Raw genomic sequence first — 17,669 nt, forward strand, 5'->3', positions numbered from 1 at the left:
TTTAGATAATTCGTTTTCAACAGTTTCTAGCAATTGAATTTCAGGAAAGAAATGGAGACACATAAGAGGATAATCGTCAGTAGGATGGGTTCATTACGGTTTTTCAATTACATCTAATTTTTAGTACCGCAGCGGCTGTGTATTTCAATATGGCAAGTGCATTAGCCCAGTTTAAGTTTCTCTATTCTATCTCCAATCGTTATCAGCTTCATTTCTGCTTCCAGTTCCATAAAATCATCCTTTTCAATGGTTTTGCTCAACTCCCCATCGGTTATTAAATGGATCCTGTCGCATACTTCATTTAGCGTTGAAAAGATATGGGAAGAGATGATCACCACCTTATCCAATGACCGGAGTTTTCTGATAATCTCAGTTACAATGATATTGCTTTGGATATCCAGTCCGTTAAAAGGCTCATCCAGGATAAAGAAATCATTCTCCTGCAGGAGAACTGCCGTAATGGCCAGTTTTTTCTTCATTCCTGTTGAGTAATTCACCGCATATTCCTGTAAAGGGAGATCAAAGATATTCTTTGTCGTTAAATCCTCCAGTTTTACTTTGCGGCTATTGCACAACAGGCGGATATATTCCTCTCCGGTAATCCAGGGAAAGAAAAACGGTTCTGTCTGAAGAAAACCCAGGTGGTCTTTAAGGGGTTCCAGGTCACTGCTTATCTTTCCTTCATAGCTGCACATCTTAGCCAGGCACCTGAAAAAAGTCGTCTTTCCGGCACCATTATTCCCTACAATCCCATAGACCTTCCCCCTTTCAAAACTTAAGCTGATATTTTTCAATACCTGCTTTCGCCCATATGATTTTGATAGTTTTTCAATAGTGATCATGCTAAAATCTCTTTAAGTTTTCTTTGGGACCTGACATAGAAATAGGGTATGGTAATGAGCAGCAAGGGAGGTAAAATCATAGAAATCATCAAACCGAGCATTTCCGGAAATATAATTTCCTTCGGATAATTGGCATACTTGCTCAACAGCGCCAAGATCACATACACATATCCCAGCAACTGCAGTCCCGCGATAAACATCATCTGATCAGGGAATCCAGCAGCAAGCAGGGCTGCCAGGGGCAGGCAAAGGACAGTGGTATAAGTTATAGCAACTTTGGCTTTGCCCCATATAAAAGACCGGTGCATCAAGCAGGAGACCCATACATAAAACTCCCTTTCCGGGGTCGTGTAGTAAAAGAAACAATTCAGGATGACCAACAGCAACGAAAATAGTCCCAGGTAGACATTGCCGACCAGCATGGCTATGATTCCCAGGATATAGGCCATTAAGAGAACCCAGAATGTCCTTCTGAACCCCACAAGAAATTCAAAAGGAAATTTACTAAAGGGAGTTGGGATAACAAAAGAACTTCTGCTGCTGAAGTTCAGCAGCGATAATCCCACCGACAACAGTAAAAGTATTCCGGCTACCAGAAATTTACCGGCATACAGCAGGTATAGGATAAATGGCAATGCTAAAATGACGTTCTCCACCACACGTATACCCAAATATTCAGCTGGAGAAAAACATAAACGGAGGAATTCATTTTTACTTCTTTCAGCGGTGCCTGTGATTAGGAAAACTGGAATCAGCATATACATATATTCAACGTAACCTGATTTCAAAAACAAATATTTTGAAATCAGGATAAAGGAAGACAGCATTAATGGATAGGCAAGAAACACATGGAGTCCCCAGTTCTTCAACAGGCGGTTCAACATTCTCCACTGCAGGATAAAATAATATACCATTAATCTCTATTTAGCTGTTGCATTATTTCTATCCTGAGTTCAATTGTTCTTTTGATGAAAGATTTAAAATTCAAGTCTTCCATAAAAGCTACAATTCGATCAAATTTAACGAAATCAATCTTATTTAAGAAGAAAGTATTTTTTATCTTTAAATAGTGTAATTCTGAAACGTTAAAGCATCATTTGCCAGCACCATTGTGATAACGGCTGTCATTAATGGATACTATTATTAACTTTTTAAGTTATGTTAAATGTTATAAAGAATAAACCTATTATCAATGCGGTAGTCATTGGTATATTCATTCTTGGAGGTGTCATTGAAATTGCTCAACTTGGTTATGCTGCCGGTATTTGGCTCAGGAGTTTTTAATTGTTGATTTGTTCAATAGCCTCATCAACCAGTACCTTAGAAACCTGGTCATTCCTTTGCTCACGTAACTGCTTAATCTGCTGAAGTGCTTCAATCAGTGGTGGTGCCATGCCGCGTGTCTTAAATTCCAATGCGAAATCCTTCAGCATGGTAATCCCTTCCCGGACATACACTGCCGTCTGCATTTTCGATATCATCAGCACCACATCATTCAGCATTGGAAACTTCACATGCGGATCTGCCGCCACAAATTTCTTAAACACAAAAGGCCACTCTGCATCTCCCCCACTCTTCGCATACACTGCAATGACCGCAGCCGTTAAATCACCTCCGGCATCCTTCTCCATCGACTTTGCCATAGCAAATGCTTCTGCGGGCTTCCACACCGAAAATGCTTTCAAAGAAGCTGCAGCGATGGCATAGGAATCACTCTTCAGCCCTTGCTGATATAGGGATAAATAATGTTTTGACACCGGAGCATCACTCAGTACGCGAATTGCCGTTGCCCTTACCAAATTATTGCTATCCGTCTTGGCCAACTTGACCACAAGGGGAAGCACTGCCGGATTTGAGGCCATCAGTCCCGTATCCAGTCCTTCCAAAGTCTTTATTCTCAAACCATAGTACTTATCCTGTAAGGCATCAATCATGATCCGCTGTGCCAGCACCTCCTTTCGCTTTTTTATGGCAGCTTCAATAGCCTCAAACCTGTCCATATATAAGGGTGCCCTCCTGAACTGCTGGTAAAACTCCTGTAAACTTTTACGGTCTGACTTTTCTGCGAGTAAAACCTTATCGGCATCCACGTTCACCAAAAATGGTCTCTTGTCCATTTTAATCCTGAGCGTATCCAGTTTGTTTCTCATCACTAACTGGCGACGTTCCTTTTTATTTTCTCCATACACCTCTATGGCTATCGGTAAGATAAAAGCTTTGCCCGCCTGCTTCTGTTGCAGGAATACGCGCTGTGTCTTTGACTTCTCCTCCCATTGGTAGCTGATATCCAGCAAAGGGTGACCAGCACCGTAATACCACTGGTCGAAAAACCAATCCAGTTTTTTTCCACTTGCCTGTTCCATCGCCGACTGTAAAGCATGCACATCTGCATTTTTAAAGGCATTGGTTTTCAGGTAGCTGTTCAAGCCCTTAAAAAATACCTGTGCCCCCAGGTCATTCCGTAACATATTCAGGACCCGTCCGCCTTTCTGATAAGAAACCACATCGAAAACTTCCTGTGCATCCTCATAGTTCACGCGCACCAGATCTTTCTTTGCACTTTCAGGGTCAGTCAGGTATTCCTGCATTCCCTCACGGTTATGCGCATCGCCCTCATCCTTTCCATATTTGTATTCCGCCCATAGGGTCTCTCCAAAATCGGCAAAACTCTCATTCAGCGTAATGTTACTCCAGTCCTTCGCTGTTACATAATCGCCAAACCACTGATGGAACAGTTCATGCGCGATTAAACTTCTGCCTGCATCATAATAATGGTCTTTCAGTTCTCTCGCTGTCGCCTGGACATGGTTGATCAGCAAGGTTGCCGTCGTATTTTCCATTCCGCCACTGACAAAATCACGTACCACCACCTGCGCATATTTGTTCCAGGGATAGTCAACTCCCAGCGTCCTTGAAAAAAAATCCATCATCTCTGGTGTATCCCCGAAAATAGCTTTGGCATATGGGGCATAGGCAGGTTCCAGGTAATAGTTCACTTCTTTGCCACGCCAATGGTCGCGGTAGACTTTAAAATCACCCACAGCCATCATAAACAGATAAGGAGCATGCGGTAATTCCATCTTCCAGGTATCGGTTCTGGTACCATCCGGATTGTTTAGCTGTGCGGCTAAGCGACCATTGGATAAAGTCACATATTTGGCAGGGACAGTCATGCTGATCTCCTGTGTAGTCTTCTGGTTCGGATGGTCTATCGTTGGGAACCATACCGATGCATTTTCCAAGGCACTCTGCGTCCAGATTTGTACCGGCTTGCTTATCAATGTACTATCAGGATTGATGAAGAAGAGCCCTTTATCATCGGTGATGATTGTGCCTGGTTTTAGTTTCAATTGATCCGGTTTTGAGGTATAGTCGATGTAAATCGTGTAGTTTTCCGCTGGTTGATATACTTTATCCAGTTTGACAGTCAGTGTACGTTGGTCGTAGCGGTACTTCAATGGAATGTCTTTCCCATTTTTAAACAGGCTGACCGAATGGATGTCCATGCCTTTTGCATCCAGTTTTACACTGTCGGAAGGGTGTAAATAAGGTTTGATGGTGACCCATTCCTTTCCATACAGGTATCTGTTTTTATAATCGAAACGGACGTCCAGTTTTGTATGGATCAGTTCGTTTGTTTTTTCGGTTTTTGATTGCGCTTTAGCGGAAAAGCTGAAGCTTATACTGATGAGAAAAATTATTCTGATTGCACTTATTTTCATGAACTTAGCCAAATTAAGCGCTAAATATATAAGGCAAGGATTACAAGTACAAGGGGTGTTTTTGCAGAATCGTTTTAGTGGTGTCCAGAACTAGAAAATATTTTTAAGGTGTTTTTTTGCGCGGGGTATAGAGTGTATGATCTTCGCTAAAGAAGTTCTCCGGAAGTCCAGTTCCTCCAGCCAAAAACTGGATGCGGTAAAACGATCCGGGTTTACAGAAAACAGATCACCTGCTTTTGCTTATTTTTTGCTAAAAGCTTTTAACCGCCTATCCAGACAAGATTGATAAAAAAAAACAAATCTTGTCTTCATTCAAAAGACATAAATAGCTAATTTACAATCGATTTCAGATAAGGCTAACTGCATTTTTTAAAAAAAATCAGTATACAGGTCTGCTATCCACCAAATATAAATCGCGAATGAATTCAACCTTATTGAATTGTAAGTATAAACAGAAATTATCCCTGGTCATTCTCAGCCTTCTCCTGACCTTTAATTCCGGCAAGGTGATGGGACAAAGTCTGCAAATCGAGGCAAGGCTATCAAAACAATTCTGGTCAGCCTACTGGATAACCGCACCGGATGTATCCCAAAGAGACTATGGGGTCTACCATTTCAGGAAAGCGGTCAGTTTATCTTCCATACCTAAATCCTTTATCATCCATATTTCTGCGGACAACCGCTACCGGTTGTTTGTCAATGGAACACCTGTTTGCTCCGGCCCGGCCTATGGCGATTTGTTCAATTGGTATTACGAAACCATAGATATCGCTCCCTATTTAAAAGAAGGAAGTAATACTTTAGCTGCAATGGTATGGAATATGGGCACATACTCTGCTGTGGGACAAATTTCAAACCAGACCGCCTTTGTCGTGCAAGGGAATACGGAAACGGAAGACGTAGTGAATACGAACAGCAGCTGGAAGGTGATACAAAATACGGCATATACCCCCTTTTCAACTGACAATCAGGAAAAATTGCAGGCTTACCTGGCCATCGGTCCGGGCGACCGTGTAGAGGGCAGCAAATATCCCTGGGGATGGCAAACACAGGGGTATCGGGATGACAACTGGAAAAATGCCAGCGAGATTGTTCATCCCGAACCTACAGGATATGGTACGGATAACCGCTGGACTTTAGTGCCAAGACCAATTCCTCTATTTAAAGAACAAGACAAAGTACGGTTCAGCACCTTACGCCGGGCCAGGGGCATCACAGTAAATGAAGACTTTGTAAGCGGCCAAATGAAATTGCGCGTTCCTTCGCATCAGAAAGTCAGCTTGCTGTTTGATCAGGGAGAAAATATTGCAGCTTATCCGGAGCTTATCGTCTCAGCTGGGAAGGGGTCAACGATCAAACAGACTTATGCGGAATCTTTATTTGACAGTAAGGGCATGAAGGGAAATCGTAACGAGATTGATGGCAAAGAGATCAAAGGAAATGAAGACCTTTTCCTGCCTGACGGCGGAAATCAGCGTACTTTCCGACCGATGTGGTTTCGCGCTTACCGGTATCTTCAGCTCGATATAGAAACTGGTGATGAAGACCTCGTGTTAAACGACCTGTACAGTACGCGGACGGGTTATCCTTTCTCATTAAAAGCTACCTTTAGCAGTAATGATGCATCATTGAAAGATATCTGGGAGGTGAGCTGGAGAACGGCAAGACTGTGTGCAGGTGAAGCTTATTATGACACGCCTTACTATGAACAATTACAATATACGGGCGACTCAAGAATCCAGGCATTGATTTCTTTGTATTGTGCGGGAGACGACAGACTGGTCAAAAAATCAATACTGGACTTTTATCGTTCCAGAACACCTGAAGGTTTGACACAAGGCCGATATCCCAGTAACCGCCTGCAAATTATTCCAACGTTTTCCTTGTTCTGGGTCAGCATGGTTCATGACTACTGGATGCACCGGCAGGATGATCAGTTTGTGAAACAGTTCCTCCCGGCAATCCATGAAATCATGGAATGGTTCCATAACCGTGTAGATAAGGAAAAACATATGCTTGGTCCGCTCAGCTGGTGGAATTTTGTAGACTGGACCAGTTTCAATGGCTGGGGTACGGCACCTGGTGCTGAGACAGGGGGCTCATCTATACTGACCTTACAATATGCATATACATTAAAACAGGCGGCTGAACTGTTTAGTTCTTTTGGTCAACCTGCCATTGCTCAGGAACAGATGGATCTTGCTCATGAGCTGATCGGTAATACTTATTCCCGTTGTTACAATCAAGAAAAAGGTTTACTGGCAGACACGCCGGAACAACTCAGCTATAGTCAGCATGCCGGAATCTGGGGAGTGTTAACTGATGCTATTCCTACTCCCCTTGTCAAACCAACAATGCAATCTTTATTGCGGGACACATCAATCGCACAGGTGACCTATTACTATCGTTTTTACCTTGTTCAGGCCTTGAAAAAAGTCGGAATGGGTGATTTATATGGTACAGAATTAAAGCCCTGGAGAGAGATGCTGAAACTTGGCCTGACCACTTTTTCGGAGAAGCCGGAACCTACCCGCTCTGATTGCCATGCCTGGAGTGCCAGTCCCAATTATGATTTCCTGGCAACGATATGCGGCATCATGCCGGAAACACCTGGTTTCAAAAAGATATTAATTAAGCCTTGTTTGGGAGAATTGAAAGAGGTAGCAGGTAAGATGCCACATCCCAATGGAACGATCAGCGTGAAATTCAAGCGTATGGGTATTAGCGGAGTTCTTGCGGAATTCCTGCTTCCGGCAAATGCCTCAGGAACTTTTGTGTGGAATGGAAAATCATATCCGCTGAATAGTGGTAAGCAGAAATTGGTAATTAAATCGTAATTGACTTTAGGAAAATCTTATCAGCGATGGGTAAGCTCCATTACAATCATGTACGGAAAGTTTTTTTGCCAGCGCTCTTCTTCCGTTAATACCCTGCCTTTTAATCCTACCAATCCGGCTAAAAAAAGAATGAGCTCTGTACTGTGGATGTGGTCGATAGAATAAAAGTCAATGGATTGCTCATCACTCATGATCCTGACAGGTACCTGGGCCGTAAAACTGTAGGAACTCCATGTAATGGTATCTGATGGCCAGGCATATTTCAATGAGGTTCCGTTCTTATCAGTTACTTCCGTATAATTTATTCTGGGGTCTTCCAGATATTTCATGATGTAAAAAATGTCATGATATTCCAGAAAAACTTTCCCATAATTATTCAGCAGAATTTTCAGGAGGGCAAGCAAGTCATACAGTGCTTTTGTATCTAAGTTACAGACTCCGTTGAAGAGAGCCAAGATGCAATCAAAATTGATTTTATGTTTCAGACTGAGGAGCGATTCCGGAAGATTACCAACGATATACTGATCAGGATTTTTAAAGCCATTTTGTATGGCCAAATTTTTCATTTCTGCACTGGAATCCACTGCCCAGGTGTTTATTTCTTTGAATTGGTAAGAGGAAATACTGTGTAAGGACTGACCGGCAAATAATTCGAGCATATTGCGGCAAGGATGGGTAAGATTATATTCAGCAAGTATCTGGCCCATTTGTTCTTTAAAATCCCGGTCAACTACTGCAGCGTAATAGCTTGCAAATTCTTTGTAAAGTTTATTTCCCATCCCGCTTAATTTAATATGAAATTATATGAATCCAGGCGATTATAAAATTGGAAAATCACCTGAATCCATAAGGTTTTAACCTACAAAACAAAATATATACTTGAAAGGTCATGTGATACATTTATCTTGCACACATACTGGATGAAAATTATGACTTGCTCTGATATCCTTCTTAAGGAAAAGGAGCGCTTTTCATATAAACATACCTCTTTGCACCCATTCCACTTGGCTGTGCAATACCTGTAGCCTTTGCTTGAACCAAATAAGTTCTGATGTTGGTAGAGAGTGGACTATATGGTGTTGGAAGTCCAGTTGTAGGACTAAGTGGACTACTGCATCCTTCTGGTCCTTCTTTTGCATTTATCAAACATACATATAGACCAGAATTACAAAGACCTGCAATATACGATGGTACAAGAGCAGTAGGAATCAACCCGTAATAATTCGCATTTTGAATTGTTGTCAACGTCTCCCCACTAATAGGGGGGGGCAAAAAAATACCATTGTTTAGCCATCATTTCTCACACTTTTATAAATCAAAAAGCATTAAAACTTTAGAATTATACTTACTCTTTTCAGGATTTTCAGTTTCTTCCTTCTAATAAATTTACAATTATTTAAATCAGAAACTTGACCGTCTAGACCCAAAATGCTTCAACGATTGCCTAATATTTAACACCTGCCTTTTAATCCTACCAATCCGGTTAAAAAAAGGATTAACTCTGTATTGTGAATGTGGTCGATAGAATAAAAGTCAATGGATTGCTCATCACTGATGATCTTGACAGGTACCTGGGCTGTAAAACTGCAGGAACTCCAGGTAATGGTATCTGATGGCTATGTGTATTGATAATGCAAAAAAAATATCCTGAGAACCAAGAAATACGTTATCATAATTTCACCAAAATTTTCAGGAAGATTACTAAATTATGCGATATTTGTACATCCGATTAACACAACTCATTGGACTCGATACATATGTATTGAATCGTATGTTTCAAGAATAACAATACCTGTAGCAGATATCAGACCAAGATCTTTTCCCATCAGAGTATACTGACCAGAGTAAAAGCCAATAAACTATAAATAAGCCAATCATTAAAGAGTAGAATTCGCAATCAAAGTAATATTATTATTGTCTAGTGTACACATATTTCTTAACTGTTAAACCGGTAGGTTGAGGATTATAAGGGGAGATACCGGCCGCAATCAAATACGATTGAAGTCTAGCAGTAAGGATTGGTTGAGTCGCAGATATAGTTGCATAAACTGCACAAATATTGTTTGGATTACAGCTTTGTCCAGGAATAGGATTTGCCGTACAACAATAATTTGGTTTTCCTGGAGTAGCAACATAATTTGAAGCGACCAAACGGTCAATTGGGGTAGTTTTAATATACATAAACCATGATCTAGCCATAACATTTATATCTTTATCAACTAAAAGATATTAGAAAAATTTAATGTGTGCCTACTCTAATCAAGGTTTTCAGCCTCCCCTTTCAATAATTACCTTTAGGTTTTTATCTAACTAATATACAGACAAATCACTTCTCCTAAACTGTACCTTAGTCACAATTCAAAAGAAATCTAGAGTATAATTCTCCACCCAAATAGGAATAATCAGTGTATAATCAAAATGCATAGACCATGGTTGTTTTTTGCCAAATTGATTATTGTGCCATATCTGAGGAACTCTCTATTGAAAAACTTTATACGTTGTATATTAATAAACAGAAATCGCTGATTAAATCGTAATTGACATAGTGAATGATGTTATCATAGATGAGTAAATTCCATCACAATCATGTACGGAAAGTTTTTTTGCCAGCGCTCTTCTTCAGTTAATACCCTGCCTTTTAATCCCACTATCCGGCTAAAAAAAGGATTAGCTCTGTACTGTGGATGTGGTCAATAGAGTAAAAGTCAATGGATTGCTCATCACTCATGATCCTGACAGGTACCTGGGCCGTAAAACTGTAGGAACTCCATGTAATGGTATCTGATGGGCAGGCATATTTCAATGAGGTTCCGTTTTTATCAGTTACTTCCGTATAATTTATTCAGGGGTCTTCCAGATATTTCATGATGTAAAAAATGTCATGATATTCCAGAAAAACTTTCCCATAATTATTCAGCAGAATTTTCAGGAGGGCAAGCAAGTCATACAGTGCTTTTGTATCTAAGTTACAGACTCCGTTGAAGAGAGCCAGGATGCAATCAAAATTGATTTTATGTTTCAGACTGAGGAGCGCTTCCGGAAGATTACCAACGATATACTGATCAGGATTTTTAAAGCCATTTTGTATGGCCAAAGTTTTCATTTCTGCACTGGAATCCACTGCCCAGGTGTCTATTTTTTTGAATTGGTAAGAGGAAATACTGTGTAAGGACTGACCGGCAAATAATTCGAGCATATTGCGGCAAGGATGGGTAAGATTATATTCAACAAGTATCTGGCCCATTTGTTCTTTAAAATCCCGGTCAACTACCGCAGCGTAATAGCTTGCAAATTCTTTGTAAAGTTTATTCTGCATTCCGCTCCATTTATTAGAAAATTATATGGATTCAAGCAATTTTACAGTGAGATAATCACCTGAATCCATAAAGAACAATTTACGGAACAAAGCTTAGTATGGAAAGGTCACGTGCTATATATGAAGATCAATCTTTAAACCAAGCGTTGTAGAAGTATTGTGCAGATAAAGTTTAGTACAAACAGATCTTTATACAAGTTCATAACCCACTGTAGTTATCAGATAAAGGTGTAAACAACTATTTCAATTTTGATAACACCCCTTTATTTAAAATATAGTAACAATTTCTCCTAAATGATGGAGCAAAACAAGATAATTTAATCATCGTTGTAAACAAGTTACACAAACTGAATCTTAAATTATTAGGCTCTTGTAAGTACAACCTTTGGAAAGCCTGGATTCGGCTGAGGTAAGAAAGGAGGTAATCCTGCTGCATTAATAAGTGCGGCAAGAGGAGCTGTTATTACTGGCTGGTTATTATCTATATCCGCACAGATAGCGCAAATATTTGTTGGAATACCCGGACAATCCGGATTTCCAACGATTGGCACATAATTAGCAGGATTTAACCTGCCAACAGGGGTAGCCTGAGTATAAATGAACCAGGTACATGGCATAATTTTAAATGTCTTTATATATCAAAAGACATCAGAAAACTTTAATCAATGCCTACTCTTACAGGGTTTCGGCATCCCCTTTGGTCATAAAACTATTTTGGACCTTTGCTGACTACTGCTATATATTTTTATCTAACTGTTAGTGTGAAAAATAGGAAAGAATTATTCCTTTCGATATGTAAACAATAATCTCGACTCCAACCTTACTTGAATTTTCGCCTCCTAAACCGGTTTAAAAAAGGGAAGGTTACAGTTACATTCAAACATCTAAAAATAAAACCATTAGACAATGATAAATAGAAAACCGTTGTAACTAAAGGCCTTATTTCTCAAAGTAGCAAAATGTAATAATGAGAGAAATACTTTCAACTAATCTTAGTAAGAAAAGCTCGACACATAATAATATATTATTGCAGAATTATTCGAGGCCAAAATGACCGGCCAAAAAATGTTTTTTATATTATTAATTAGATGAGTATAACTTTTATTAAAATATGTCAAAAGCCCCTTTTTTCAGAAAGACATCTTAAGTAAATTACTCATAATCAATAGATATTTACGAATGATACTTAAACACCATTATCCACTGATATCCTGTATCTGTATAACCGATAACAGACCAACATTTTTGCTTAAAGCAATCATACATTTTGATGAGCAAAATTATCCAAACAAAGAACTCATTATTTCTGTCCCAAAGAGGGATATCATCAGTAAAAATCTAATCGAAACAGTCACACGTCTTTCCGATTTGAATATTATTCAAATAGAAAGAGAAAACGATATTTCGCTGGGCAATGCAAGAAATGAAGCTATTTATAAATGTAGTGGTGAATATATTTGTACATGGGATGACGATGATTGGTTTAGAGAGGTTCGTCTAATGTATCAATATACTAGCCTTGGTACGGTAAAACAAAAACGTGAAGCTTGTATCATTACTCGCATCGTATTGTATGATGGCATCAAAAATCAGGCATATTACTCAGGAAAATACAATTTTTCACCTTACAATTGGGCAGGTACTCTTCTATGTAAAAAAGAAATTATTAAAAATCATCCGTATAGCAATAAAAATATTGCAGAAGATACAAACCTGATCCAATACCTCACTTCTAGTAAATACCTGTATCGGCTTGAAAATTATAATCTCTACACTTTCGTCTATCATGGAGCAAATTCACTTAATAAATATCAATTCAATTATTTTATCAGAAATATGAGAAGGTTAAGTGGGGAATTAGAAGGATGGATGAATAATCAAATCAATAAGACTATTGAATTAATCCCATACTAACATGTTTTATATCCCTACCTTAGGTGAGTTGACCAAAAAGGATAAGCCTGTCCCTGCCTAATAAAGTCGAGGAAGTATGTTTCATCTGAAATAACTTCAGATCCGTAAGTTTTACGGATAACACTGAACAAACTTTGGTCATGACGATGCTCTTTGTAGCGAATGTGCTGGTTCTCTTCTATTTGATCATCAGTAAATAAAGCTGGTCTGTGGAATAGAATGTTATACCATTCATCTATTAATTTTATAGCGTGTTTGCATTTTTTCAATAAAAACACAGTTGCTATCAGTTGATTTGAATTGATTATAGCTGGTGAGGATCTAAAATAATCAAAAACTTCTTGTTTAGTAAATTCAATCTCCTGATGTGGAAGTTCGAAAGCAAGACTACCAGTCTTGGATCCCATTAATAACTGGATATACTCACCAAACCGTTCTTTACCTTCCAGATTAATCATACATCCGACATCACAATACACAAGTATATCATTATCATTAAGAGTATTCATTATCATTTTTAACAGGTAAGGTTTCCAAATCCAATAACCGCCGCCCTTTTTCTGATTTAAGATAAATTCGAACTTTGCGTAAAAATCATTATCAAGATTTTCAGGGCCGCAAATTATAATTTTGTCAAAAAAAGACGATGACAATGCTGTTTCTTCGAAAAACTTCTTTTGAGAAGCATAATTTTCATCACCATAACTAATTAAGTAGATATTCATTCTGCAAGTTCATTTATACTTACCAAGTTAACTAGAAATAAAACCTAAATATTCTTTAATTATTTTATGAGCCATTTGTACCCTGGCAATACGACAAAGAACTTCATTCATCTCAGATTGATTCACAAGATCAAGGATGGGCTTTACGCAATTTATTATCTATTTATATTCCTGTAATCGCAAGAAAGTTTTGAGCCATCCGACCCTGCGAACTACTCACTGAAAAAATTAATTTTAGCTTCTCTTAAAGCGAAAGATAATTAAAAAATCAAGTTAGATAATAAAGGATAAATAACATTCAAATGGAACAACCTCTTATATCATGTATAATGCCTACGGCTAACAGATCAAAATTTATTCCTCAAGCCATTGAATATTTTTTGAATCAGGATTACAAAAATGCTGAATTAATTATTATAGATGACGGACGTGTATCCGTGAAGAATCTGGTACCTGATCATCCCAGAATTCACTATTTTTATTCTGCCCCACTTGGCACTATCGGAATAAAACGGAATGTGGCCTGCGAGAAAGCAAACGGGGAACTTATAATGCATTGGGATGATGATGACTATTATGCCCCAAATTGGATCAGCAGTATGACTACAGCATTTTTAACCTCCGGCGCAGATATAGCTGGCCTGAATAGAGTATTATTTTTTTCTCCTATAACTAATCAAACGTTTATGTATGAAGATACCGACGAAGACAAACCCTGGTTATGCGGAGCAACGATGACCTTCCGAAGATCCTTTTGGGAAAAACATCCTTTTGCAGATCTTCAGGTGGGAGAAGATTACGACTTTGTGTGGAATACTGGAGCTAAGGTCTTTGCACTTGATTATTTAGAAGGATTTGTTGCAATTCTCCATCCTCATAACACAAGTATTAAACCTGTTGAAAATACCAGGCATAAAAAGAATCCGACAGTTTGGCAAGCGCCAATAGATGAAAAATAAAGTATCATATTACAAATTTTAAAAGCGTGTGCCCTCATAAAAAGATAATTAATATTTCAGTCTTTATCAGAAATAAACAAATCTTCCCAAATCTCAACTAAGTTTGTAAAAGAATCTGAAGTAACTCACGAAAATGCAAATTTAATGAGCTCATGACATCTTACCTGAATAGAAACTATACCAGGAAAGTTTTTAGATTAAAAAATCACAGAGATTTAATTACTTTTACATCATCAATTCAAAGTTGGCCGCAAAGTTTTTACAGTCAACTTTGAGTTGATAAACAGATGTATTGAAGTGATACATTATCATTTCTTTACTATATCCTTCTTAAGAAATTTAACATCTCCGGTCCTTACATTTATTGACCATGGTCGAGGCTCAGGAAGCCATAACCTCCCATCGCCTATATGAACAGGCATCCACAAATAACGTGAATCCCCTACAGCTTCCTTTTTCCATTGATCAGCGAGAAAAACCACAGTTGTTTGTTTATCACCAATAACTTTTAATAAAAGCGTAGACTGTGAATTATAAGTATTTGTTTCAGGAGGAGCAATATCTTTAAATTCCGTCCAGGGTCCTTTAAGTGATGTAGCAGTTGCATATTTATTTGGATTAGGTACCCAGCCGGTTAAAGCAGATCCAATTGCATAATAAAGCCCTTGATAATTTACTATAGCTCCTCCTTCTAAAGGCGATTTAATCAAACACACATCTTCCTCGACATTCATATAATCTCCTGATAACCTTGCAATATGAAATCCCTTAGAAGGACGATCTTCAAAAATAAGATATGCAGTTCCATCATCATCAATGAACTGTCCGATATCCCGGCTTATATGACCAAAAGGACGGAAACACTTTATGAAAGTAAAAGGACCGGTGGCATGATCACTTACAGCTATGCCTACCTGGGCATATAAATAATCTCCTCCCTGTCCGACTATTTCACCATCCACGTGCATGTACATGACAAACTTATTAGTTTTCTTATTGTAAAAGACTTTTGGCCTTTCCAGCACCCAATTTCTTAAAATAGTATCCGGCTCTTTCATGCTCAGGACAGTCCCTTGCGAAGTCCAGTTCATTAAATCTTTTGATGTGTAACAACTCACATAACGATAATGCGGGTCTTTTAACTTTCTATGTTCCTCACCATACCAATAATAAGTATCCTTTAGTTTTATGATCCCTCCTCCATGAGCATTAATATGGTTCCCATTATTATCTGGCCATAACTCTCCCGGTTTAATAGATGTTTTTTTTTGTGCGTAACCAGAAAGTCCTATCAAACTCAGTAAAATTAACACCTTGGCAATATGACTAATAGAAAAAGTAAATTTTATCATGTTCATCATTTACCTATATAGTGGCCTTTATTCACGAAGTATCCCAAATAATAACGGATCAGGAAGATATATTCATTAAAACATCAACCACTTACTGGGAATCAGATCCTTTGTATTAAGATCAGCCTCTTTGAACCAGTTTTTTGGTGCTAAAACTATTTTCCTTTCATTGGTATTCAACCATGCACCCCACCAGCTAAAAGTACTATTGGCAATAATATTATGCTTACACAAACTCATTAACCTTAGATCTTCAAAGTTATTATCCGCGTTATTATGATTGATAAACGTAGTGAAATAACCGGTTTTCAAGTTATCGATTGCCCATTCAGGATCGTCAGAAAAGACAAAAAAATGAGGATCACCAACTTGTTTAACAATCTCTTCTATACATTTTTCATAATAATCAAGGCCACAAATCCCGTGGTAACTGAAGGTATTCGGATCATTTACATAATCACATCTTCTGATATGCAGGCTTATTGAATTACAAGATTTTATTGCCTGAGCAAGCTTTCTATTCGGCAATGAGGGAGCTGACGTGATACGTAAATCATGTCTTATAATATCTTCAATATCTTTAAAATATTTTTCTGATTGCCAATGCCCTCTGATTATTACATTATCCGGAATACTTTTAAAAAATGGATCATAATGAAATGACGGTTCCACATATAAAAAACTGGTCCTACCCATGTCGTTACCTGTGGCAATTGTAGCCTTGATGTTAAAGTGCTGCAGGGAATATTTATGCAACTTATAAGTTTCAAAAATTGCGATATTCATTTTAAGCTCAGTGTGATGCAAGTGAGATAAGTATCTTGCTGCAGAATACTGAAACAACTGGTTTCCAAGCCCCTCTCCTAAACTCGTAATAATCATAAATCAATATTTATATAAGCAACCACTAATAATCTCCAGGTCAGCATTTGATAGTTCCGGATAATTGCCACAATAGAATCCGCATTGATGAAGAAAATCTGTACCTGGCATATCATATATTTTTTTTACGTATTTCCTGTAAAAAGGCTGATTCTGCATATTTCCAGCTATCATAGGACGTATTTCAATACCTGCTCCTGAAAAACGCGATAGGTAAATATCTCGCAATTTAGATGTCCTGCAGAGCAGAGGAAAGGCAAAAGTTGATAAAACGTCTATATGATCATGTTTCAATAGAATCAGGTTATCATTTGTCCTGATAATTTCCTCCAATTTTTTATAATTAGATTCACGCTGTAAAATATTAGAGGCCAGAAATTGTAACTGGTAGAGGCCCAGGAAGCCAGTAATTTCAGTCGGCCTGAAATTAAATCCCAGATCGTAAAAAGTATATTTGGCCTGAAATTCAGAATGTATGTTGAATTTCTTCCTCCAGTTAAACTGCTGTTCAGAATTTAAATTCCTATCCCACCCATTTGCCCTCACAATTCTCAGCATTTCTGCTAGTTCATCATCATCTGTACACACCATACCACCTTCAATTGTCGACATATGGTGGGCTACAAAAAAGGAGAAAGTAGAAGCTAGTCCAAAATTACCCGACCTGGTTCCCGAGACAATAGTACCCAGTGATTCACAGTTATCCTCTAACAAAATGATATTCCTTATCTCACATATTTTCTTGATCTCTTCCAGATCACCAGTAAATCCTAAAACATTTGTCAGAAATAAAGCTTTTAATTCAACTTGTTTAAGACGCTCTATCAAATTATCTGACATTACATTTAATCTTTCAGGATCGCAATCCAAAGGCACAGGGATCATGCCCAACTGTATTATCGGCATGGTGTTGGTAGACCAGGTAAGTGCGGAGAATCCAATGTGGTCTCCCTCTTTCAACTTCCCTATATTTTTCAGTGCCTGTAAAAGCGCAAGATTGGCACTACCACCGCTATTGCATAAAATCGAATACTTTCGTTCCTGAAATGACGAAAATTCATTTTCAAATTCTGCGCATTTAGTATCCATACTCAGACGAGTTGTGCGGAGAATAAATTCC

12 protein-coding genes are annotated in these 17,669 nt (G+C 38.4%); 3 read left to right on the forward strand and 9 right to left on the reverse strand.

All coding sequences use genetic code 11. From position 1 onward, the window contains the following. Positions 1-161: 161 nt before the first annotated feature. The 3 genes from ACSBL2_RS17275 to ACSBL2_RS17285 all read right to left on the reverse strand — a co-directional run bounded on the left by ACSBL2_RS17275 (position 162) and on the right by ACSBL2_RS17285 (position 4,564). Entirely contained in the window at positions 162-842 is a 681-nt protein-coding gene (locus ACSBL2_RS17275) for an ABC transporter ATP-binding protein (protein ID WP_442587799.1), read from the reverse strand. After that, entirely contained in the window at positions 839-1,756 is a 918-nt protein-coding gene (locus ACSBL2_RS17280; RefSeq protein WP_442587800.1) for a hypothetical protein, read from the reverse strand. The genes ACSBL2_RS17275 and ACSBL2_RS17280 overlap by 4 nt, the downstream gene beginning before the upstream one ends. 366 nt (positions 1,757-2,122) lie before the next feature. Next, the gene (locus ACSBL2_RS17285; RefSeq protein WP_442587801.1) at positions 2,123-4,564 is read right to left on the reverse strand and encodes a M1 family metallopeptidase; all 2,442 of its coding nucleotides are present in this window, start codon (positions 4,562-4,564) and stop codon (positions 2,123-2,125) included. 419 nt (positions 4,565-4,983) lie between these two features. Between ACSBL2_RS17285 and ACSBL2_RS17290 the strand changes: the two genes are divergently transcribed. Further along, positions 4,984-7,401 carry an alpha-L-rhamnosidase-related protein gene (locus tag ACSBL2_RS17290; protein WP_442587802.1) on the forward strand — a complete coding sequence of 806 codons (2,418 nt, stop codon included), beginning with the start codon at positions 4,984-4,986 and terminating at the stop codon, positions 7,399-7,401. Between the two features lie 20 nt (positions 7,402-7,421). Here ACSBL2_RS17290 and ACSBL2_RS17295 read toward each other — a convergent pair whose 3' ends face one another. Together ACSBL2_RS17295 and ACSBL2_RS17300 are read right to left on the reverse strand one after the other, a co-directional pair. Then, positions 7,422-8,180, reverse strand: coding sequence for a hypothetical protein (locus ACSBL2_RS17295; RefSeq protein ID WP_442587803.1), 759 nt, complete (start codon positions 8,178-8,180; stop codon positions 7,422-7,424). A gap of 2,063 nt (positions 8,181-10,243) precedes the next feature. Continuing rightward, positions 10,244-10,717, reverse strand: coding sequence for a hypothetical protein (locus ACSBL2_RS17300; RefSeq protein ID WP_442587804.1), 474 nt, complete (start codon positions 10,715-10,717; stop codon positions 10,244-10,246). A 1,245-nt stretch (positions 10,718-11,962) separates the two neighbouring features. Between ACSBL2_RS17300 and ACSBL2_RS17305 the strand changes: the two genes are divergently transcribed. Continuing rightward, complete coding sequence (locus tag ACSBL2_RS17305) at positions 11,963-12,631, forward strand: glycosyltransferase family A protein (RefSeq protein ID WP_442587805.1); 669 nt, start codon at positions 11,963-11,965, stop codon at positions 12,629-12,631. 14 nt (positions 12,632-12,645) lie between these two features. On the opposite strand, the gene ACSBL2_RS17310 is transcribed toward ACSBL2_RS17305, so the two are convergent. Then, positions 12,646-13,356, reverse strand: coding sequence for a hypothetical protein (locus ACSBL2_RS17310; RefSeq protein ID WP_442587806.1), 711 nt, complete (start codon positions 13,354-13,356; stop codon positions 12,646-12,648). A gap of 302 nt (positions 13,357-13,658) precedes the next feature. Here ACSBL2_RS17310 and ACSBL2_RS17315 point away from each other — a divergent pair, with 302 nt between their 5' ends. Next, positions 13,659-14,315, forward strand: a complete 657-nt coding sequence (locus tag ACSBL2_RS17315; RefSeq protein ID WP_442587807.1) for a glycosyltransferase family 2 protein — start codon at positions 13,659-13,661, stop codon at positions 14,313-14,315. Positions 14,316-14,623: 308 nt separating this feature from the next. Here ACSBL2_RS17315 and ACSBL2_RS17320 read toward each other — a convergent pair whose 3' ends face one another. The 3 genes from ACSBL2_RS17320 to ACSBL2_RS17330 all read right to left on the reverse strand — a co-directional run bounded on the left by ACSBL2_RS17320 (position 14,624) and on the right by ACSBL2_RS17330 (position 17,638). Further along, positions 14,624-15,667, reverse strand: coding sequence for a family 43 glycosylhydrolase (locus ACSBL2_RS17320; protein ID WP_442587808.1), 1,044 nt, complete (start codon positions 15,665-15,667; stop codon positions 14,624-14,626). Between the two features lie 75 nt (positions 15,668-15,742). Continuing rightward, complete coding sequence (locus ACSBL2_RS17325; RefSeq protein WP_442587809.1) at positions 15,743-16,549, reverse strand: alpha-1,2-fucosyltransferase; 807 nt, start codon at positions 16,547-16,549, stop codon at positions 15,743-15,745. A 3-nt stretch (positions 16,550-16,552) separates the two neighbouring features. Then, positions 16,553-17,638: a DegT/DnrJ/EryC1/StrS family aminotransferase gene (locus tag ACSBL2_RS17330; protein WP_442587810.1), complete on the reverse strand. Its 1,086-nt coding sequence runs from the start codon at positions 17,636-17,638 to the stop codon at positions 16,553-16,555. Positions 17,639-17,669 lie beyond the last annotated feature (31 nt).

This window comes from Pedobacter sp. AW31-3R, from assembly GCF_052180285.1.
Lineage (GTDB): Bacteria > Bacteroidota > Bacteroidia > Sphingobacteriales > Sphingobacteriaceae > Pedobacter.